21 protein-coding genes and 1 pseudogene are annotated in these 20,862 nt (G+C 67.2%); 9 read left to right on the top strand and 13 right to left on the bottom strand.

What is annotated here, in order from left to right:
* Positions 1-48: 48 nt before the first annotated feature.
* On the bottom strand, positions 49-828 hold the full coding sequence (locus tag NWF34_RS10605; protein ID WP_258324996.1) for an enoyl-CoA hydratase: 780 nt from the start codon (positions 826-828) through the stop codon (positions 49-51).
* Positions 829-954: 126 nt separating this feature from the next.
* Here NWF34_RS10605 and NWF34_RS10600 point away from each other — a divergent pair, with 126 nt between their 5' ends.
* The gene (locus NWF34_RS10600; RefSeq protein ID WP_258324995.1) at positions 955-2,040 is read left to right on the top strand and encodes an NADH:flavin oxidoreductase/NADH oxidase; all 1,086 of its coding nucleotides are present in this window, start codon (positions 955-957) and stop codon (positions 2,038-2,040) included.
* Here NWF34_RS10600 and NWF34_RS10595 read toward each other — a convergent pair.
* Positions 2,037-2,636 carry a TetR/AcrR family transcriptional regulator gene (locus NWF34_RS10595; protein WP_258324994.1) on the bottom strand — a complete coding sequence of 200 codons (600 nt, stop codon included), beginning with the start codon at positions 2,634-2,636 and terminating at the stop codon, positions 2,037-2,039. The genes NWF34_RS10600 and NWF34_RS10595 overlap by 4 nt on opposite strands.
* Before the next feature lie 95 nt (positions 2,637-2,731).
* On the opposite strand from NWF34_RS10595, the gene NWF34_RS10590 reads away from it, so the two are divergent.
* Together NWF34_RS10590 and NWF34_RS10585 are read left to right on the top strand one after the other, a co-directional pair.
* Positions 2,732-4,042, top strand: coding sequence for a cytochrome P450 (locus NWF34_RS10590; RefSeq protein WP_258324993.1), 1,311 nt, complete (start codon positions 2,732-2,734; stop codon positions 4,040-4,042).
* Positions 4,043-4,315: 273 nt separating this feature from the next.
* On the top strand, positions 4,316-4,651 hold the full coding sequence (locus NWF34_RS10585) for a transglycosylase family protein (protein WP_024498290.1): 336 nt from the start codon (positions 4,316-4,318) through the stop codon (positions 4,649-4,651).
* A 124-nt stretch (positions 4,652-4,775) separates the two neighbouring features.
* Here the strand turns inward: NWF34_RS10585 and NWF34_RS10580 are convergent, their stop codons facing one another.
* Both NWF34_RS10580 and NWF34_RS10575 read right to left on the bottom strand, forming a co-directional pair.
* Complete coding sequence (locus NWF34_RS10580; protein ID WP_258324992.1) at positions 4,776-5,198, bottom strand: hypothetical protein; 423 nt, start codon at positions 5,196-5,198, stop codon at positions 4,776-4,778.
* A gap of 67 nt (positions 5,199-5,265) precedes the next feature.
* Positions 5,266-5,445, bottom strand: coding sequence for a hypothetical protein (locus NWF34_RS10575; protein ID WP_006435950.1), 180 nt, complete (start codon positions 5,443-5,445; stop codon positions 5,266-5,268).
* A gap of 80 nt (positions 5,446-5,525) precedes the next feature.
* On the opposite strand from NWF34_RS10575, the gene NWF34_RS10570 reads away from it, so the two are divergent.
* The gene (locus NWF34_RS10570; RefSeq protein WP_258324991.1) at positions 5,526-6,269 is read left to right on the top strand and encodes a guanylate cyclase; all 744 of its coding nucleotides are present in this window, start codon (positions 5,526-5,528) and stop codon (positions 6,267-6,269) included.
* A gap of 10 nt (positions 6,270-6,279) precedes the next feature.
* Positions 6,280-7,497: an RtcB family protein gene (locus NWF34_RS10565; RefSeq protein ID WP_258324990.1), complete on the top strand. Its 1,218-nt coding sequence runs from the start codon at positions 6,280-6,282 to the stop codon at positions 7,495-7,497.
* Positions 7,498-7,521: 24 nt separating this feature from the next.
* Here NWF34_RS10565 and urtE read toward each other — a convergent pair whose 3' ends face one another.
* From urtE to NWF34_RS10535, 6 genes are all read right to left on the bottom strand, one after another.
* Positions 7,522-8,214: an urea ABC transporter ATP-binding subunit UrtE gene (urtE, locus tag NWF34_RS10560; protein WP_159405337.1), complete on the bottom strand. Its 693-nt coding sequence runs from the start codon at positions 8,212-8,214 to the stop codon at positions 7,522-7,524.
* 8 nt (positions 8,215-8,222) lie between these two features.
* Positions 8,223-9,086, bottom strand: coding sequence for an urea ABC transporter ATP-binding protein UrtD (urtD, locus tag NWF34_RS10555; RefSeq protein ID WP_258324989.1), 864 nt, complete (start codon positions 9,084-9,086; stop codon positions 8,223-8,225).
* Positions 9,083-10,195 carry an urea ABC transporter permease subunit UrtC gene (gene urtC, locus NWF34_RS10550; protein WP_258324988.1) on the bottom strand — a complete coding sequence of 371 codons (1,113 nt, stop codon included), beginning with the start codon at positions 10,193-10,195 and terminating at the stop codon, positions 9,083-9,085. Before urtC ends, urtD begins: the two co-directional genes overlap by 4 nt.
* Entirely contained in the window at positions 10,192-11,079 is an 888-nt protein-coding gene (urtB, locus tag NWF34_RS10545; RefSeq protein WP_006435943.1) for an urea ABC transporter permease subunit UrtB, read from the bottom strand. The genes urtC and urtB overlap by 4 nt, the downstream gene beginning before the upstream one ends.
* An 84-nt stretch (positions 11,080-11,163) precedes the next feature.
* Positions 11,164-12,447 (bottom strand): urea ABC transporter substrate-binding protein, encoded by a 1,284-nt coding sequence (gene urtA, locus NWF34_RS10540; protein ID WP_006435942.1) that lies wholly within the window; start codon positions 12,445-12,447, stop codon positions 11,164-11,166.
* A gap of 315 nt (positions 12,448-12,762) precedes the next feature.
* The gene (locus NWF34_RS10535) at positions 12,763-13,809 is read right to left on the bottom strand and encodes an oxygenase MpaB family protein (RefSeq protein WP_159405336.1); all 1,047 of its coding nucleotides are present in this window, start codon (positions 13,807-13,809) and stop codon (positions 12,763-12,765) included.
* Positions 13,810-13,986: 177 nt separating this feature from the next.
* On the opposite strand from NWF34_RS10535, the gene NWF34_RS10530 reads away from it, so the two are divergent.
* On the top strand, positions 13,987-14,589 hold the full coding sequence (locus NWF34_RS10530) for a TetR/AcrR family transcriptional regulator (RefSeq protein WP_006435939.1): 603 nt from the start codon (positions 13,987-13,989) through the stop codon (positions 14,587-14,589).
* Between the two features lie 119 nt (positions 14,590-14,708).
* Here the strand turns inward: NWF34_RS10530 and NWF34_RS10525 are convergent, their stop codons facing one another.
* A complete protein-coding gene (locus tag NWF34_RS10525; protein ID WP_258324987.1) occupies positions 14,709-15,989 on the bottom strand; it encodes an MFS transporter in 1,281 nt (426 codons plus the stop codon).
* 86 nt (positions 15,990-16,075) lie between these two features.
* Positions 16,076-16,408 carry a hypothetical protein gene (locus NWF34_RS10520; protein ID WP_258324986.1) on the bottom strand — a complete coding sequence of 111 codons (333 nt, stop codon included), beginning with the start codon at positions 16,406-16,408 and terminating at the stop codon, positions 16,076-16,078.
* 98 nt (positions 16,409-16,506) lie between these two features.
* Here NWF34_RS10520 and NWF34_RS10515 point away from each other — a divergent pair, with 98 nt between their 5' ends.
* On the top strand, positions 16,507-18,603 hold the full coding sequence (locus NWF34_RS10515; protein ID WP_258324985.1) for a DUF2339 domain-containing protein: 2,097 nt from the start codon (positions 16,507-16,509) through the stop codon (positions 18,601-18,603).
* On the opposite strand, the gene NWF34_RS10510 is transcribed toward NWF34_RS10515, so the two are convergent.
* Entirely contained in the window at positions 18,590-19,468 is an 879-nt protein-coding gene (locus NWF34_RS10510; RefSeq protein ID WP_024498279.1) for a formate/nitrite transporter family protein, read from the bottom strand. The two genes, NWF34_RS10515 and NWF34_RS10510, sit on opposite strands and share 14 nt — an antisense overlap.
* Positions 19,469-19,788: 320 nt before the next feature.
* Between NWF34_RS10510 and cynS the strand changes: the two are divergent.
* Positions 19,789-20,242: pseudogene (gene cynS, locus NWF34_RS10505) on the top strand (cyanase).
* Between the two features lie 131 nt (positions 20,243-20,373).
* Complete coding sequence (locus tag NWF34_RS10500; RefSeq protein ID WP_024498277.1) at positions 20,374-20,862, top strand: MarR family winged helix-turn-helix transcriptional regulator; 489 nt, start codon at positions 20,374-20,376, stop codon at positions 20,860-20,862.

Raw genomic sequence — 20,862 nt, 5'->3', positions numbered from 1 at the left:
CACCACCTTGAAGGTGGTGGCTTTGCCCAAAAGTGGTGGTTTTGTGGGTTATTCGGTCCACACGGGCGTCCGCTTCTGTAGAAACGCCGACATCCCTTCCTGCGCATCGCACGTCATCGCATTGGTCGCCATCGTCTCCGACATCGCGCGGTAGGCCGACGCCTCGTCGAGTTCGATCTGCCGGTAGAAGGCCTGTTTGCCGATGGACACCGTCCGGGCACTCGACCCGGCGATCCGCAGTGCCAACTCGCGGACCGTCGTGGCGAGTTCGGCATCGTCGACGACGCCGCTGAGGAGCCCCCAATCGGCGGCCGTCTCGGCATCGATCGGGTCCCCGGTCAGCAGCATGTGCATGGCCCGCTTGCGGCCGACGGCACGGGTCAGGGCGACCATCGGCGTCGAGCAGAACAGCCCGATCCGTACGCCGGGCGTCGAGAACGTCGCGCTGCGTCCGGCGACCGCGAGATCACAGGTCGCAACCAGCTGGCACCCCGCGGCGAAGGCCATTCCGGCGACCTCCGCGATCACCGGCTGACGCACCTCGTGGACGGTCCGCATCAGCTCGGCGCAGGTGTCGAAGACGGCGCGTTCGTCGTCGAGCGTGCGGTCGACGAGTTCGCCGAGGTCGTGACCGGCCGAGAACGCCGGGCCTTCCGCGCGGATCACGATGACCCGCACCTCGGAGTTCTCGTCGAAGCGGCGGAGTCCCGCGGTCACGGCCTTCATCGTGGTGGTGGACAACGGGTTGCGACGCCGCGCGGCGCACAGGGTGATCACACCCAGCGGCCCGTCCACCTCGACCGTCACCCGGTCTGTCGTCTCGCTCATCCGCGAACCCCTCTCCCAGAGAACCTCGATCGGCCGGGACTGCGCACCGGATGCCGCCGGCACTGCGACCTGAGTCACAACCTACCGTCCGGGAATAGCCGGCCGCCGGGGCGGTTGACTCCAACTGTGACCAGTACCGCGCTCTTCGAACCGATCACGCTCCGCGACGTGGAGATCCCCAACCGGATCTGGCTCGCGCCGATGTGTCAATACAGCTGTTTCGCCGGCGACGGTGTACCCACCGACTGGCATCTCGCCCACCTCGGCGCCCGTGCCGCCGGCGGTTTCGGTCTGATCCTCACCGAGGCCGTCGCCGTCGTCCCCGAGGGCCGCATCAGCCCCCAGGACGCCGGGTTGTGGAACGACGAGCAGGCGAAGGCCTGGTCCCGGATCGTCGACTTCGTACACGGGCAGGGCTCGGCCATCGGAACCCAGATCGCCCACGCCGGCCGGAAGGCGTCGACCTACTCGCCCTTCGACGAGGGTTCGGGCACGATCCCCCTCGACGACGGCGGCTGGACGCCCGTCGGCCCGTCGGACGTGCCCTTCGAGGGACTCGCGGACCCGGTTTCCCTCACGGTCGAGCAGATCGCCGAGGTCGTCGATGCCTTCGCGCAGGCTGCCCGCCGCGCCGACGAGGCCGGCTTCGACGTCGTCGAGATCCACGCGGCGCACGGCTATCTGCTGCACGAGTTCCTGTCGCCGTTCTCCAACACCCGCACCGACGCCTACGGCGGCGATTTCACCGGCCGGACCCGGATCGTGCTCGAGGTCGTCGAGGCCGTCCGCGCCGTCTGGCCGCAATCGAAGCCGCTGTTCATCCGGCTCTCCGGCACCGAGTGGCGCGACGGCGGCTGGGATGTCGCCCAGACCGCCCGGCTCGCCGAGATCCTCGCGGCCCGCGGCGTCGACCTGATCGACGTCTCCTCCGGCGGCAACGTACTCGCCGACATCCCGGTCGGCCCCGGCTACCAGGTCGACCTCGCCCGCAAGGTCCACCGGGACTCCGGCGTCCCGACCGCGGCGGTCGGACTCATCGTCGAACCGGATCAGGCGGAGAAGATCGCCGGCGACGACGACATCACGGCTGTCCTCTTCGGACGGGTCGCGCTGCGCGAACCGTCCTGGCCGCAGCGCGCCGCACACGAACTGGGCCTCCCCCGCGACGAGGCGCCGTATCCGCCGCAGTATCTGCGCGGCGCCTGGCGCTAGCTTCCGCCGGCCCTGATCAGGGCGAGGCATGCCGCTGTCGCGGGTTCGATGATCTCCGACAGCGGCGCGCCCGATTCCACGGCGTCGGCGGTCAGCTCGCGCACCCCGCCCCACAGGAACATCGCCCGCTCCCGGCTGATCGGCGACACGCCCGCGGCGACCATCTCCGGGGTGGATGTCAGGCTGACGAACAACCTGATCCAGTCCTCCATCGCCTCGTCCTTCACCGACTTCGCCTCCCGGCCCAGGGCCGGCAACTCGCGAATCCAGCTGAGCGTGAGGCCGGGGTACCTTTCCCCGGTGCGGACATAGGCCGAAACCGCCTGCCGCACCTGCACTTCCGGGGTCGCTGCGTGATCTATCGCAGCCGCGATCTCGGAGATCATGAAAGTGTTGGTGGTCCGCAGAAGCGTGAAGAAGCAGTCCTGCTTGTCGTCGAACTCCTGATAGAAGGAGCGCCGCGAGGTCTGCGCCACACGGACGACATCGGCGACGGTGGTCTCGCGGTATCCCGACCCGGCCACACAGTCGAGCATCGCCGCCAGGAGCCGTTCCCGCGTCGACGACGCGCCTTCCGGCCACAGATGCGAGTTCACGCAGCGAGCATAAGCCTCTTGCCCTGCCCGATACCCCCGCGTACCGTCACTGGTACGCCGACGTACCACCCTCTTCCGGAAGGCCTCGACTCCCGATGAGCACACCTGTCATGAGTGGCAACGCGATCCTGCCGCCCGCCACCCACCTACCGACGGCTGTTCAGGGCGTCGCCGCGCTCACCTCCCGGAGACACTTCTTCGGCCACCTCCACCGACGGCACGGTTCGGCCTTCATGGTGAAACTGCCGGTATTCGGCCCGGCGGTCGTCATCTCCGACGCCGCACTCGCGCGCGAACTGTTCACCGCAGGCGACAAGGTCATCAACGTCCAGCCCAACCTGGGCCGCATCCTGGGCACCGGGTCGATCTTCTCCCTCGAGGGCAGGCAGCATCGCGCCCGCCGCAAACTGCTGACCCCGCCGCTGCACGGCAAGCGGATGAAGACCTACGAGCAGATCGTCGAGGAAGAGGTCCGGACCGAGGCGGCGACCTGGCCTGCCGGGACCGAGTTCGCCTCGATGGAGCCGATGATGCGGATCACGCTGAACGTGATCCTGCGGGCGGTGTTCGGCGCTCAGGGCAAGGACCTCGAGAATCTACGCAGGATGATCCCGCCGATGGTCGTCACCGGTTCGCGCGCGGCCACCTTCCCGAATCTCCCCCACGCCCTGCGGGCACTCGATCCCAACCACCGCTACCGCCGCATGCATGCGGAGTACAAGACCTACATCGGCGACCTGATCACCAAGTCGCGCAACGACTCACGCCTGGACGAGCGTGACGACATCCTCGCCCTGATGCTGCGCAGCACCTATGAGGACGGCACGGGCATGGACGACGAGGAGATCGGCGACGAGCTGCTCACCATGCTGGCCGCGGGTCACGAGACCACGGGCACGACTCTCGCGTGGGCGTTCGAACGCCTTCGTCGCCACCCCGACGCCCTGGCCGAACTCGTCACCGAGGTCGACTCCGGCGGCACCGAGTACCGGCACGCGACCATTCTCGAGACCCAGCGCAGCCGTCCCGTCATCGACTTCGCCGCCCGGCACGTGGTCGCAGACCACCTCGAACTCGGCCGCTGGCGCATCCCGCGCGGATACAACGTGATGGTCTCCATCGCCCTGCTCCACGACGACTGCCGCGAGTTCGGCAATCCGGAACGGTTCGATCCGACCCGCTTCCTGGGCACCGCACCGCCACCGGCCTGGTTGCCCTTCGGCGGCGGAACCCGGCGCTGCATCGGCGCCGCTTTCGCGACGATGGAGATGGACGTGGTGCTCCGGACCGTGCTGAGCGACTTCGAGCTGCTCCCGACCGACGACCGCGCGGAGCGCTGGTTCTCGCGGGGCGTTGCCTACGCCCCCGCACGCGGTGGACGCATCGCCGTGCGACGGCGTCCTTAGTCGCGCAACACCCCTCGAGCAAGTGATCCACACCACATTTCGAGTGTGACCTTCGTCATCGAACGCGTCCGAACACCGGACTCCGCGCCCCTCCGCGGAATGCCGCAGTGCGCTGGGCTTTTACCCCAAAGCTAACAGCGTTATCCGTGCGTTACCAAAATCCCGCAGGTCACGAGGCCGACGTGACCTGACCGTTACCAAGCCGTATGGTCGGCCCCGGTCCGAAATCAACCACCTTGCCAACCCCGGGTGGTGATAGGAGGAACGAAGACCATGCGAATGACCAAGACGCATATGACCAAGCTCGTCGCCCGTGCCGCTGTCGTCGGCGCACTCACCGCAGCACCGTTCGGCATGCTGGCGTCCACCGCCTCGGCCGACTCCGGCAACTGGGACGCTGTCGCCCAGTGCGAGAGCGGTGGCGACTGGTCCATCAACACCGGCAACGGCTACTACGGCGGCCTGCAGTTCTCGCAGAGCACCTGGGAGGCCAACGGTGGCTCCGGCAACCCGGCCAACGCCTCGCGCGAGGAGCAGATCCGCGTTGCGGAGAACGTCCTGGCCACCCAGGGCCCCGGTGCGTGGCCGGTCTGCGGCGCGAACCTCTGATAGCAGTACCGGCGCCTGAGGTGCCGTGACTGCATCACGGCAGCACGAACAGTGCTCCGCACGACCATGAGGCCGGTGAGTCCACCTCGGACTCACCGGCCTCATGCGTTTCTCCAGATCGCGCTCAGTCCGACTTCTCGTTGTCACCCGGTTCTGCGTCGAGCGCCTCGTCGAGAGCACTGACCGCGATGCCATACGGCAGGAAGCGCACCTTGCGACGCGGGTCGGTGTTGTTCCTGTTGGCACGTAGCGCATCGAGCTCGGTGGCATAGACCTGCTCGACGCGGGCCCCGCCGTCCTCGTCGACGACGAACACGGCCCACACACCCGATCCGGTCTCACCGGCTGTCTCCGGACGCGGCTGCGTCCGGGTGCGGCCTCGGGCCGCCTCGTCGAAGAACATCGAGAACGCTCCGGGACCGGCCTGACCCTCGAAGAGCTTCCCGAAGACGTCGCGCAGGCCCTCTCCCGCCTCACGCGCGAACCGGTCGAAGTCCTCTGGGCCGAAGTTGAACGGTCCGCCGCCGAATCCGCTGTTGTCGCTCATGGTGTTCCCTATCTGTGGTTCGGCTTTGCCCGGCCGACCGCGGGGCCGACCTCGCCAACCAGTGTCCTCAGGATCGTTCGTCTCCGCCACCTGCGGTGTCGGCCTCCGCCAGGCGTCGATGCAGACGTTCGCGGACATCGTCGGCCGAGTAGGCGTTGCGCTGCCGCTGGTCCCGCGCGATCAGCACACCGCCGGTCGTCACGCCGACGGCACCGGCGAGGCCGAGCCACTTCCACAGATTCCTCATGGGGGCAGGATAAGTCGCATCGGAACGATCGTCACCGCCACCGATGGCTGCGAGTGCCGACGAAGCTCTACCCTGCTGAGGTGTCCTCCAGGAGAAAACCGCGCCGCGCCGACCTCGCCGTCGAGTCCGGCGGCGTCTCGCTGACCACCGCGCTCGAGGCCACCCGCACCGGCGACGTCTGGCTGTTCCGCGGCGATTCGGGCCCCGACCGCGCCATCCGCACCCTCACCAACGCGCCGGTGAACCATGTCGCGATGGCTGTCTGCATCGACGATCTGCCGCCGCTCCTCTGGCACGCCGAACTCGGCGACAAACTCACCGACGTCTGGACCGGGTCGAACCACCGCGGCGTCCAGCTGCACGATGCGCGCGAGGCCGTCGAACAGTGGATGGTGCGGTACGAGCAGGCGTGCTGGATTCGTCAGCTCAGCCCAGAGGTCACCAGGGAGCAGGAAGACCATCTGCTCAAGGTGATCGCGCGACTCGACGGCACCCCGTTCCCGACCACTGCACGTCTCGCCGGACGATGGTTCCGTGGTCGTATCCCCAACTCCGTCGACCTGGTGCGCGGCATCCCCTACCTCGATCGCAAGGTCCGGGAACATCGTGACCAACGGCAGCACGAGGTCTCGGCGCCGGAGCCGGTGAGCCTCGAAGCCGCGTATTGCGCCGAGGTCGTCGCGATCACCTACCGCGACATGGGCATTCTCGACACCGCCAAGGACTCCAACTGGTTCGACCCCGGCCGGTTCTGGAGCGGCGACCGCCTCCCCCTCCACGCACCGCACACCCTCGGACCGGAGATCGCGGTCCATCTCTCGTAGGGAACACACAATGCCCGAGATGATCGCACCGAAGGTACTCAGCTTCGCCTCGATCCTCGACGACACGACGCGGTCGCAGGCGCACGGGATCTCGACACTGCCGTTCATCCATCCGCACGTCGCGCTCATGCCCGACGCCCACGCGGGCAAGGGATCCGCAGTCGGCACGGTCATCCCGACCGTCGACGCCGTGATCCCGGCCGCGGTCGGCGTCGACATCGGCTGCGGGATGATCGGCGTGCAGACCTCGATCGGCAAGGACGACATCGCCGGCTTCGACCTCGCCGACCTGCGGCGTCGCGTCGAGTCGACGATCCCGCTGTCGCCGGGCAACTACAACAAGGCCGTCCTGTACCCACACACCGAGTCCCGAATCGCCGAGCTGGAGAAGGCCGCAGCGGAGAAGAACGTCGACCTGTCCCACTCCCCGAAGTGGCGCGAACAGCTGGGTTCACTCGGCGGCGGCAACCACTTCATCGAGTTGTGCGAGCAGGTCGGGGATGATCAAGGCCGGGGCGACGGCATGGGAAGTATCTGGTTGTTCCTGCACTCGGGCAGCCGTGGCGTCGGCAACAAGATCGCGCAGAAGCACATCAAGATCGCCCAGGAGCAGTGCAGGCGTCGGCACATTCCGCTCGCCCACCCCGACCTTGCTCATCTCGCCGCCGGAACACCGGAGTTCGGAGACTACATCCGGGAGTTGCGGTGGGCACAGCGGTTCGCCTTCGAGAACCGGGCCGAGATGATGGACCGGTTCCTCACGGTGTTCGGCGAATGGTTGGGAGACAACTCGTTTCGTCCCGTCGACGTGATTGAGCTGCGTCGGATCAACTGTCACCACAACTACACCGAGAAAGTGGAGATCGCGGACCGGGCGGTGTGGCTCACCCGTAAGGGGGCCATCGACGCGAGCGCCGGGACCCACGGTCTCATCCCGGGATCGATGGGCACCAAGTCGTATGTGGTGCGCGGGCTCGGGAACGAGTCGGGATTGTTCTCCGCACCTCACGGTGCGGGCCGGCGGTTCTCGCGGACCAAGGCCAAGAAGCTGTTCACCCTCGACGATCTCGAAGCGGCGATGACCGGGATCGAGTACCGGCACGGCGCGGAGTGGATCGACGAGATCCCGGACGCCTACAAGCCGATCGACCAGATCATGGACGACGCCCGGGACCTGGTCGAGGTCGAGGCCGTGCTGACCCAGCTGCTCAACGTGAAAGGTGTGTGATCCACTCCTTCGCGTGGGTCGCGGTCAGATCGTCATGGCCTCGCGCACGGTGGCCTCGGCGGCCGTACCGCCGTCGCCCGACGAGGTGACCCGGCCGCTCTCGAGGACGTAATACTGTTGCGCCGCTTCGAGAGCGAATCCGATGTGCTGCTCGACGAGCAGCACGCCGAGTCCGCCTCGCCGGGTGAGGGTGGTGATGGTCTGTTCGATCTCGGCGACCACCGAGGGCTGGATGCCCTCGGTGGGTTCGTCGAGGATGAGCATGCGCGGTTCGGTGATGAGGGCCCGGGCGATGGCGAGTTGCTGACGCTGACCACCCGACAGCAGACCTGCACGTCGACCGAGCAGTTCGTTGAGCGCCGGGAACATGTCGAGCATCTCGGCGATGAGTTCCTTGCCACGTTTGCGGCCGTCGGCCACCACCTGCAGGTTCTCCGCGGTGGTCAGATGGCCGAAGCTCTGCTGTCCCTGTGGGACATAGGCGATGCCGTGCTTCACCCGCGAGCTCGGACGAGCCTTGGTGATGTCGACATCGTCGAAGGTGATGGAGCCCCGGGTGGTCTTGACGAGGCCGACGGCGGCACGCAGCAGCGTGGTCTTGCCGGCGCCGTTGTGGCCCATCACCGCGACGACACCGTCGGTGGGGACCTCGATGTCGACCCCGTGGAGCACCTCGGTCCGGCCGTATCCGGCATGCACTCCGGAGAGTTTCAGCATCTCGCCCCTCAGCCCTTCTTCTCGGTCGACGCGGCGGACACGTCCGCTGATTCGGCGGCGATCTCCTCGAGTTCCTCACCGCCGGCGGCGGTTCCGAGGTAGACCTCCTGAACCTTCGGATTGGCCTGCACCTCGGCGACACTGCCCTCGGCCAGCACCTGGCCACGGGCGAGCACCGTCACCGAGGTCGCGAACGCCCGCATGAAGTCCATGTCGTGTTCGACGACCACGACTGTCCGCTCACCGCCGATGCGGCGCAACAGATTTCCGGTCTCCTCACGCTCCTCGTGGCTCATCCCGGCGACCGGTTCGTCGAGCAGCAGCACCGAGGCGTTCTGCACCAGCAGCATGCCGATCTCCAGCCACTGCTTCTGCCCGTGCGCGAGCACACCGGCAGGGGTGTCGCGCAGGTCCTGCAGGCCGATGGTCTCCAGGGCTTCGGCTATCCCCGCGGGGATCTCCGCAGGCCGGCGGCGCAGCATGGTCCACACCGACCGTCCCGCCCCGGCGGCGATGTCGAGATTCTGCAGCACGCTCAGTTCCTCGAACACGCTGGCGGTCTGGAAGGTCCGGCCGACGCCGAGGCGCGCGATCTGGTGCACCTTCCTGCCGACGAGTTCCACACCCGACTTCTGGATCGAGCCGGTGGGCCTGACGAGGCCGGTGATCGCGTCGATGATGGTCGTCTTGCCCGCGCCGTTGGGACCGATCAGGAAGCGCAGATCTCCTTGCAACAGTGTCAGATCCACATCGGATACGGCCTTGAAACCGTCGAACTCGACGCTGAGGCCACGCACCTGGAGGTAGTCGCTCTCCATTCCGGCGTTGCCGCCGGCGACCGGTTCGATCGTGCTCGTCTCGGTTCCGCTCATGAGGAGGCTCCTACCTTGCTGGTGGTGTGCTCGTCGATGTCACCGGTGGGCGACGGATCGGCCGGTCTCTGACGGCGCCACCGGAACACAGCGCCGAGTCCGGCGAGTCCGGCCGGGAAGAAGCCGACGACGACGATGAACAGAACGCCCTGGGCGTAGGTCCATCCGGACGGGAAGTTCTCCGACAGGCTGGTCTGCGCCCAGGCGACCGCGATCGCGCCCAGGACCGGGCCGAGCAGTGTGGTGCGCCCACCGATCGCGACGCCGATGAGGAATGCGATCGACGGGACGATCCCGACGTCGGCGGGCGAGATGATGCCGACGATCGGCACGAACAGGGCGCCGGCGATGCTCGCGAACAGTGCCGCGATCGCGTAGGCGACGACCTTGACGTTCGCCGGGTCGTAGCCCAGGAAGCGAACGCGCTCTTCCTGGTCACGCACCGCGACGAGCAGCTCGCCGTAGCGGCTGTACATCAGCTGCCGGGTGAGTGCGACGACCACGAGCAGGGTGCCCGCGGCGATGAAGAACAACAACTGCCGGTTGACCGGGTCGTTGAGTGCGAGACCGAAGAAGCTGCGGAAACGGTTGAGCCCGTTGCTGCCACCGGTGCTCTGCTGTCCTATGAGCAGGATCGCGAAAGCCGCGGCCAGCGCCTGCGACAGGATCGCGAAGTAGGCGCCCTTCACCTTCCGCTTGAACACACCCAGGCCGAGCAGGACGGCGATCACGGTGGGCACGAACAGGATGCCGAGGATCGTCACCACCGGCGACGCGAACGGCTTCCAGTATCCGGGCAGTCCCCGGATACCGGCGATCTGCATGAAGTCCGGGACGTCGTCGCCGCGGAGTTCCGCGTCGGCGATCTTCAGATGCATCGCCATGATGTAGGCGCCGAGTCCGAAGTACACACCCTGACCGAGGGTCAGCATGCCGCCGCGACCCCAGGCCAGACCGATACCGACCGCCACGATGCCGAAGCACAGGAACTTGCCGAGCAGGTTGAGCCGGAAATCGGAGAGCACCGCGGGCGCGACTCCGAACAGGAGCACCGCCGCGACGGCAAATCCGGCGTAGGTCTTCCAGTGACCGCTGAAATAGTCCTTCACACGAGACTCCTCGACTGGACCGTGAACAGGCCCTGGGGGCGGATCTGCAGGAAGATCACGATGATCACGAACACGGCGACCTTGGCCACCGATGCGGTCGTGTTGTATTCGATGAACGAGTTCAGGATGCCCAGGGCGATGGCCGCGATGACCGCGCCCTTGATCTGGCCCAAGCCGCCGATGACGACCACGAGGAAGGCGTCGATCAGGTACGTCATGCCGGTGTTCGAACTGGTCGAACCGATGAGGGTCAGCGCCACACCGGCGACGCCGGCCAGCCCCGAGCCGATGAAGAAGGTCGTGATGTCCGTGGTGCGGCTGGAGATCCCACTGGTCTCCGCCAGGTCGCGGTGTTGCACGACGGCACGGATGCGACGCCCCATCGGGGTGTACTTCATCGTGACGGCGATCGCGACCACGGCGATGACGGCCAGCAGCATGATGAACAGGCGGGTCTTGGGAACCACCGCACCGAGGATGTCGACACCGCCCGACAGCCACGGCGGCGCGGTCACGTCGACCGCAGGCGCACCGAAGATGTCGCGGGCGAGCTGCTGCAGGATGAGTCCGACGCCGAACGTCACCAGCAGGGTGTCGAGGGGTCGGTCGTACATGCGTTTGATGAGGGTGACCTCGAGCAGCACACCCATGAGACCGCCGACGAGGAAGCCGATGAAGAGTGAGACGATCAGGGACACACCGGCATTCGAGATCAGATACTCCTGGACCGAATACGCGGTGTAGGAGCCGGCCATGATGAACGACCCGTGGGCCATGTTGATCACGCCCATCTGACCGAAGGTCAGGGACAGGCCCAGTGCTGCCAACAGCAGGATCGAGCCGAGACTGAGCCCGGTGAAGAGCTGTCCGATAACGGTTTCCACGTCACCATCCGTTCGTCGTGGGTGTCGGTGAGGGCACAGGCGTGACCCGCCTCGAGCGCGCGGCTCGAGACGGGTCACGTCGTGTCAGCTGCTGAGACCCTCGGCCCACGGGTAGGACTTGAGGTATGGGTCCGGCTCGATCGGCTGGCCCGAATCCCACACCGTGTAGATGAGTCCGTCGCCGCGGATCTCACCGATGCGGGCGGTCTTGGTGATGTGGTTGTTCTCGCCGTCGATGGTCACCAGACCCTCCGGGGCCTCGAAAGTGACTCCACCGGCGGCCTTCTGGACGTCGGCAACCGCGAACGAGTTCGCCTTCTCGACGGTGTTCTTCCACAGGTAGACCGAGACATAGGCGGCCTCCATGGGATCGGAGGTGGGCTTGTTGGCGCCGTAGGCCGCCTTGTAGTCCGTGACGAAGGACTTGTTCGTCGGGTTGTCGATCGTCTGGTAGTAGTCCCACGCGACCAGCTGGCCCTCGATGTTCTCGACACCGATGCCGCCGACCTCTTCCTCGGCGATCGAGACCGACACGACCGGCATCGCCTGCGGGGTCAGACCGACGTTCTTGTACTCACGGAAGAAGGCCACGTTGGAGTCGCCGTTGAGAGTGTTGAACACGGCGTCGGCGTCGGCGGTACGGACCTTGTTGACGATGGTCGAGAAGTCGGTCGAACCGAGCGGGGTGTAGTCCTCACCCTTGATCTCGATGCCGTTGGCCGCGGCGTAGGCCTTGATGATCCGGTTGGCCGTCTGCGGGAACACGTAGTCGCTGCCCACCAGGTAGAGGGACTTGACGCCCTTCTCCTTCAGGTACTCCAGGGCCGGCACGATCTGCTGATTGGTGGTCGCGCCGGTGTAGAAGATGTTCTTCGACGACTCCAGTCCCTCGTACTGCACGGGGTAGTACAGCAGGGAGTTGTTGTCCTCGAAGACCGGGAGCATCGCCTTGCGGCTCGACGACGTCCAGCCGCCGAACACCGCTGCGACACAGTCGCTCGAGATCAGCTTCTCGGCCTTCTCGGCGAAGATGGTGGGCTCGGACGCACCGTCCTCACCGATGAGCTGGATCTGCTTGCCCAGCACGCCACCGTCGTCGTTGATCTGGTCGACGGCCAGCTTGATCGAGTCACGCACGGTGACCTCGGAGATCGCCATCGTGCCCGACAGCGAGTTCAGCGAGCCGACCTTGATGGTGTCGCCCGAGGTGTCGACGCAGGACTCGGCGCTCGATGCCGAGTCCTCACTGGCCGAACTGCCACAGGCGCTCAGCGCGAGTGCGACGGCGGACAGTGCCGCGGGGATGAGGATGCCGTACCGCCGACGGCGTGTGGGGGTGACGGCGGACGGCAAAGAATCAAACGGCATCCGGAGGCCTTTCTCAATACGTCTCAGGTCGGCTCGGGCGGGGCCGTGACAGATACCCGGCGCACCTGCGCGCCGGGTGACCCCCCGATGACATACGCGCCGCTACTCGGGTAGCGATCTGGCGTATGGGGGGTAAACGTATTTTGACTTTGTTACACCGGCGTGACGTGAGATGAATTCCCTGTTTCCGCTTCAGTGCGGCTCACGCCGGATTCACGAAAGCGAATGTTGTTGTGGGAATGGACTTTTGAAAGCCGAAGGGCGGCACATCGATGAGGATGTGCCGCCCGCGGGCGTGGTGGCCTGGTGAGAAGCCTAGTGGGAGAAGGTAGCCTCGACCTCTGCGCGACTGAGCTCGGGGTCGGAGCCGAGTTCATAGCGCGGAAGGGTGTGCGGCACATCGGTACCGCCGGCGACGCGACGCCGGGCGGCGGCGAACTCCGGAGCCTCCCCCATCGACAGGTGCGCCGAGTTGATGATGGTCCAGACCGCCGAACGCCGGGCGCGACGCTCGAGCGGATTCGGCGGCACATAGGAGATCAACTGTTTCGCCCACCGGGGCATGGTGTCGCGGATCGCCCAGTCCACCGCCGCCTGCGCAGGGTTCTTCACGTTGACGCCTGTTGCCATCGCGTTGCCGTGCGTGAGGGCGAGACGCGGGAGATACGACTCGAGACATTCCAGGGTCTCCGCCTTGGTGGCCGGCAGGTCGGTGCCACCGAGCGAATGCCCCACGCGCACGAACTCCCCGTAGTACCGGTCGAGTTCGGCTCCCCGCAAGGGTCGGGGATGGTAGATCTCGTGCGCCGTGGCGATACCCCACACGACCGTCGCGTAGTTCCACCGCAGCCAGTCCGGGTCGTCGGCGTCGTAGGTGGCGCCGTCCGGGCGGACCCCCTTGATCGTGTGGTGCATGGCGCGCACCGTACGTGCCAGTCGCTCAGCGGTTTCCGTCGATCCGTAGGCGGTGCCCATGAAGAACGCCAGGGAGTGCCCGAGGCGGGCCATGGCGCCGTCGGGGTCGATCGACATGGTCGGGGTGCCGTCCTCACGCCGCCGGACCAGACGGGAGTGATGCATCCCCATCCAGAAGATGCTGGGGTCGAGACGTTCGAGGTACGACGCACACTGCAGGCCGAAGATCAGCGCCGGGGTGTGGGAGTGGACGTACCAGGTGGCGCTGTCGGGACCGAACCACCCGGGATCACCGGCCGGACTCTCGAACTCCATCCCCCGGAAGAACTTCGCGCGGACGTTCTCGTCGAACTTGCCGTTGAGCCACGATCCGAGCATCTCGTGCGGCAGGTCCAGCGGAACCCATTCGGTCGACGGCAATCGTACGGGCGCCAGAGGCACGTTCATCGGTCGTCCTTTCTCGGTACCGACACCGGGGCGGGCTGGTCCCGGCTCCGGCTGCCGATACGGCGACGCCGTGCGGGCACGGTCGCCGTGTGGTCACGGTTGTGTCCACTTTAGCGCTTTGGGTACACATGTGACCAGACCTACCTCAGGTCCGATCGGTCCGTCTATGGTGAAACGATGTCCAGTCCGACCCGGTGGGCCGGCGTTCCCCTGGAGGACCGCCGCGCAGAGCGACGAGCGATCCTCGTCGCCGCGGCCTTCGACATCTTCGGGGGCGACGGACCCGAGACCGAGCTGTCGGTGCGCGCGGTGTGCCGACACTGCGGTTTCAACACCAGGTACTTCTACGAGAGCTTCACCGACACCGACGAGCTCCTCGGTGCCGTCTACGACGCCACGGCCGCCGAACTGGGCACGGTGGTCGAGGCCGCGATGACGACCGCCGGCCGCTCCGTCCGTGCCCGGACCCGCGCCGGCATGCTCGCCGTCCTCGGCCACGCCTCCGAGGATCCCCGCCGCGGCCGCATCCTGTTCACTGAGGCACGCACCAATCCCGTACTCGCGCAACGACGCGCCGCGACGCAGGAGATGCTCTTCGAACTCTCCTTCGCCGAAGCCGACGCCCGGGAGGTCGATCCGCTCACCGGGCGGGTGCGGGCGGCCGTCTTCACCGGGGCCATGGCCGAGCTGGCGCAGCAGTTCCTCGCCGGTAGCCTCGGGGACGATCTCGAACGGGTCGTCGACGACGCCCTGGCGACACTCATCCCCGGCCGTCGCTGATCCCCCCACTGCCGGCTGAGGTGCGAGGAGCGCAAGCCGCCGGGCTGGCTGAGTAAGCGACGAAGGAGCGCATCGAAGTCGACGAGCCACGAAGCCCTGGGGAGGATCCCCACAACCCATCACCCCGCCGAACGTGACCCCGTCCGCGCGAGCGCCTGGATCGACGCCGGCCCCATGCCGCGGTCCAGTGCCCGGATCATCACGATGACGCCGAGGCCCGAGAGCACCAGGGCAATCCCGAACAACGCCGGGAATCCGAACAGATCACCCACGACGCCCGCCGCGAACCCGGCCGCGCCCTGGACGCCGACGACCGCACATGCGAACAGCGTGTAATCGCTTCCTTCGTAGCCCTTCTCGCACGCATCCATCATGAGGGTGAAGACCGCGACGGTCGCCGCCCCACCGAGGATGTGTTCGGCCAGACTCGCGGTCACCACGAGCCAGAACCCGCCGGCGCCCGCCGCGGCCGCCAGATAGAGCGCCAGACTGAGGGTTTGGGTGACACCGCCGAACAGCAGTGCCGGCCGCCGGCCGTAGCGGAACGCCAGCCAACCGCCGAGGGCCGCACCGGCGAGCGCACCGGCCGAGGACAGCGCGCCTTCCACGAGAGCGATCTGCCCCAGGCTGAGCCCGACGTCGGACATGAACGGCCCGACGAGGGCCGATCCCATCGAGTTGCCGAACTTGAACGCCCCGACGACCAGGATGAACACGAGGACTCCGGGACGTCGAAGCCTGGCGAGCCAGCCGGTCAGCAGCAGAGCCGGCGACGGTCGCGAACGATGCCCCCGGTCCTCCGACGGCGTCGTCGTGTCCGCGGGAGTACGGGCGAGAAACCAGACCAGCAGCGTCAGCGCCACGAGCAGGACCGACATCGCGACGAAGAGACTGCGCCAGCCCGCGAGCGAGAAGAGCCACAACAATCCGCCGCCCCCGACGATCATCCCGACCCGGTAGGCGCCCACCTGAATCCCGTTGCCCAGGCCGCGTTGTCGAGGTCCGAGGCTCTGCACCGCCAGTCCGTCGGTCGCGATGTCCTGGGTGGCGGAGGCCAGGTTGATGACCGCGATGCCGACGAGCAACCAGACGAGTGTCCCGGAGAGGTCGAGACAGGCCAGGACGAGCGCGATCGTCGCGGACGTCAACTGCATCGTCAGGAGCCAGCGGCGTCGTGTCCCGTACCGGTCGACGTACGGCGCCCACAGGAACTTCAGGCCCCACGGTGCGAACAGCAATCCGTACACGCTGATCTGCGTGAGTGAGTACCCCTCCTCCCGCAGGATGACGGGCACCGCCTGACTGAAGAACCCGTACGGCAGGCCCTGCGCGAAATAGAGGGCCGTGAGCAGGACCATGGTGCCGACGGCAAGCGTGCTCGTACGCGACGGGGTCGACATGGCAGACATCATGCCCCAGCCGCGTCGGCCGACCCTTCCGAGTCACCTCCAGGCGTTCACCTCACCGGTCGGCAATCCATCGGTCGTCACGCGGCCATGGCCGGAAACGACAGCGTCACCAGCATCAACGCGAAGAGGAACCAGGCGGCGCCCTGCCACATCGGCCAGGTACCGCCTCGGCGGTAGGTGCGGTACGCGATGACCAGCGCGCCGAGACCCCCGACCACACACACGCCGGGGATCAGGGACGCGAGGATGATGTTGGTGCGGTCGACGGCGAGGAAGATGGCGCACGCGACGGCACCGACCGCGACCACCGCGGCCACGTAGAGAGCCGCGGACCGATAGCTGCCGGTGTCCTGCCACCTCTTCTCCACATCCTGCCGACCGCGGTCCGTGGAATCGTGCACATCGTTCATGCCGGAGGCATACCCCCGTCTCCCGCCGCACGAAACCCTCAACCTCGCTGAGTAGCACTACTCATGTCCCGTCGAGCGCGAGCGGACAGGGTCGGTGCATGACCACTTCCAGCAGCATGTTCGGACGCGACCCCGGGGTCGCGACACTCGCGCGGATCTCCACCGAGTTCGATGCCATCGCCCGCCAGATGTCCACGGTCTCAGCCGAATTCGCCGAGCTGAGGCGGATAGTCGAGAACCCCGCCGCGCAGACCGGTCAGCGGTCCGCGGAGCAGGCTCAGGCGAGTCCCCTCACCTCACCGACCGCGGCTTCGGCGCCTACACCTCCGGCATCCCCTCCGCCGATGACCACGCCGCCGATGACCACGCCGCCGATGACCATGCCGATGGCGCAGCACCCGCCGACTGCCTGGTCGTCACCCGGACGGCCGCCGAATCAGGGGAGCTCTTCCTACGGGCCGCCCGCCCGTCCGGTTCCGCCGCTTCCGGGGCCGCATCCCGTGTACGCCCCGGTGGCGCAACGGCCGAGTGCTCCGCGGCCGCCGCGTCCGCCCGCGCGCCCGTTGTCCGAACGGGTCGCGGCAGCGGCCGAGCGGGGTCTGGTCGGCAAGGTCCTCGCCACCGCCGGGGTGGGCGTCACGCTGATCGGCATCGCCCTCCTGCTCGTGCTCGCCGCCCAGGCCGGCGTCCTGCGCCCGGAGTTCCGTGTCGCGGGCGGCGCGGTGTTCGCGGTTGCACTCGTCTCCACCGCGATCTGGTTGCGCCGCAAGTCAGGCGGACGGACCGGGGCGATCGCCACGGCCGCAACGGGCATCGCGGCCGGGTACCTCGACGTCCTGGCGGCCACCAAGATCTACGAGTGGCTGCCCGTCGTGGCGGGTCTGGCGGTGGCCGGCGCCGTGGCCGCCGGCGGCCTGGTCCTCGCATACCGCTGGAGCAGTGAGCATCTCGGACTCCTCGTGGTGGTCCCCCTCATCGTCCTCGGCCCGGTGCTGACCGGGGGCCTCGACATGACCCTGATCGCATTCATGATCGTGCTCGCCGCGGCGTCGGCGTGGGTGCAGTGGCGCCGCGACTGGATCTGGTTGCACGCGGTGCGACTGGCAGCCCCGACCATCCCGCTCACCGTCGTCGGTCTGTCCGCACTCGGCGGCACGAACACCGCGCACACCGGCTTCCAGTTCGCCGGTGCCACACTCGTCGTGATCGGCCTCGGTTTCGCAGGTGCGCTGGTGGCGATGCCCACCACCCGTTTCCGTGCGGTGCTCGCCGGCCTGGCGTCGGCGACGACGGTTCCGGTTCTGCTCGCCGGCGAGGTGATGGACACCGCGGGTGCGGTCGCACTGCAGGCCGCGGTCGCCGTGCTCGTCATCGGCATCACCGTGATCTTCTCGGCGGTGCGGACCGAACGCCTCGGGCCGCTGCCCGACGTCGTCGCGCAGATCTGGACCGCGACCTCGCTCGTCGTGCTGTTCGTTGCGATCCTCGTGTGTTTCGACGGGCCGGTGGCCGTCTCCGCGATGCTGGGCCTCGCCACGGTGACCTCTCTGGTCGCCCGCTCATGGTCGGCGACGTCGCTGGTCCTGCTGGGCGGGAGCACCGTGATCTGGGGCATCGGATTCGCGGCTCTGCTCGACGACATGCCGCCCTATGTCCTCGCACAGGCCCGTCTCGTCGAGGGGAACGCCTCGCTGTCGATCGTGATCGGAAGCCTGCTCGCCGGTGCCGGCGCCATTGTGATCGCCGTCGGGTGGACCCGACTCACCGCCGGCGACCTCGCCCGCGTGGCCTACAGCGCTGCTGCCGTGGTCGTGGTGTACGCGGTCACCGCCATCAGCGTGGCCTCCGGGGTCCTGATCGCCGGTCCCGACGGGTTCCTCGGCGGCCATGTCGTCGCGACCACCTGCTGGGTCGTCCTCGCCGGCGCGGCACTGGCTCTCGCCCGGCGCCGCACCGGCAGCGAACGCACCGCCGCACTCACCGGCGGCCTGGTGCTCGTCGCCGCGGCGATGGCCAAGCTGTTCCTCTTCGACCTCGCCACCCTCGACGGGATCTTCCGGGTCCTCGTGTTCATCGTGACCGGTCTGATCCTGCTGGGGCTCGGCGCCTGGTACGCCAGGGCGTTGCAGAGCGAGCGGTTCCCGGGGTCGTCGACCACGACCCCGGGAACCGGAACTCCCCTCAGACCGTCTTGACGGCCTCGATCTCCGCGGGCGCGGCGACGTCGACCTCGGTCGTCTCATCGTGGGAGACGGGCCGACGGTCGGCGGCGGTGCGTGCATGGGTGATGTAGATCGTCAGCCCGACGAAGGTGAGGCCGCCGACGAGATTGCCGATCACCGTGGGGATCTCGTTCCAGACGAGGTAGTCGCCGATCGAGAAGTCGCCGCCGAGCATCAAGCCGGACGGGAACAGGAACATGTTGACGATCGAGTGCTCGAATCCCATGTAGAAGAACACCATCACCGGCATCCACATCGCGAGGACCTTGCCCGGCAGCGATGTCGACATCATCGCTCCGACAACACCGGTCGAGACCATCCAGTTGCACAGGACACCGCGGATGAACAGCGTCAGCATCCCTGCAGCCCCGTGTTCGGCGTAGCCGACCGTGCGGCTCTCCCCGATGTGACCGAGCTGCTGCCCTATTTCGTCAGGATCGACACTGAAGCCGTAGGTGACGATCACCGCCATCATCACCGCGACCGTGAAGGCGCCCAGGAAGTTCCCCAGGAACACCCAACTCCAGTTGCGCAACATCGATCTGACCGTCACACCGCGTCGTTTGTCGATCAGTGCGAGCGGGACGAGCGTGAACACCCCGGTGAGGAGGTCGAAGCCCATCAGGTACAGGAGGCAGAAGCCGACCGGGAACAGCAGCGCCCCGAGCAGCGGTTCTCCGGTGCGGACGGTGACCGTCACGGCGAATGCGGCCGCGAGCGCCAGGATCGCGCCCGCCATGTAGGCGCGGATGATCGTGTCGCGGGTGGACAGGAACACCTTCGCCTCACCCGCGTCGACCATCTTCACCGCGAATTCGGACGGATTCACATAAGACAAGAGATTCTCCCGAGCGTTTCGATTCGTGACTCTTGCCTCCATCGAATCGAGACCACATGTCGACGATGTGTCGTCGGGACGTCCTGGTGTTACATCGACCTCTCCCGAGCGGTCCGGTGCGGTGATGTTTCTGGAGGATTACCTCTTCCTCGTGACGCGGTGTCGCCCGTGTGAAATCTGGCAAGAGTTCCAGCGGCACCTTGGAATTCCGCCGGGAACTGTGCATGGTGGAGATATCCCTCGACGTGCCAACAGGATTCGGCGACGTCGCCAGTTCCACACGTCGACGGGCCATCATCAGCGCCGACCGAGGAGACACGATGACCACCCCGATCATGCCGAAGTCCGACGCCGCCGACCTCATCGTCGCGGCCCGGATCCGGCAGGGACTCACCTGGGCGACCATCGCCGACAAGATCGATGCGCCGCTGGTGTGGACGGTGGCGGCACTCCTCGGAAAACACCCGGTCCCCCGCGGACAAGGCGACGGCGGTCGTCGAGATGCTCGGTCTCGGCGAGGGCGTCGCCGAGAGCCTGCGACAGCAACCGACGCGCACCCCGGACGAGGCCGCGACCAGTGACCCCACCATCTATCGCTTCTACGAGGCCCTCGACGTCTACGGTCCTGCCCTCAAGGAACTCATCCACGAGGAGTTCGGCGACGGGATCATGAGCGCGATCAACTTCAAGGTCGACATCTCGCGTCGCGCCGACCCGGGCGGTGACCGGGTCGTCGTGACCTTCGACGGGAAGTTCCTCGACTACAACTGGTGATCCCGACGGATGACCAGGTCGCGGCCACGACGGCCAGACGCGAGAACACCGTGACCATTTCCTTACGATTCGTTTACTTCGCATCAAGCAACTAATCTGGGCCTCCTACGACCGCTCGTCAGGAGGCTCAGATGACTTCGCTCGACGCCACGACCACAGAGCCGGAGCGGACCGAGGACACCAGCGAGACCGCCGCGCTCTACCGGGACCTCGTTCGTGTCTTTCGCACGCTGCGGACCGCCGGCAGCAGCGACGACCTCACCGCCGGCCTCAGCTCCGCACTCTGGACCGTCATCAACCACGGTCCGTTACGACTGTCGACTCTCGCCGACATCGAGTCGGTCGGCATGCCCACCGCCTCGCGGGTCGTCGCCAATCTCGAACAGCGTGGTCTTGTCGAGCGCACCGTCGATCCCGACGACGGTCGTGCACGCCTCCTCCAGGCGACCACGGCCGGCATCGCGGTGATCAACCATGCCAGCTCGGCGAAATCACGGCTCCTCTCCGAAGCGATCGCGGCGTTGGACCCGTCGACACGCGAACACCTCGCACCGACGATCGCTGCTCTTGCCGACGCGCTGTGCAGTCGCGACGCACCGGGGCCCGAACCGGCGGATTGA

Origin of the sequence: Gordonia sp. GONU (assembly GCF_024733855.1) — a bacterium.
GTDB classification, from domain to species: domain Bacteria; phylum Actinomycetota; class Actinomycetes; order Mycobacteriales; family Mycobacteriaceae; genus Gordonia; species Gordonia amicalis.
This window is presented reverse-complemented; position numbering and strand designations above follow the sequence as displayed.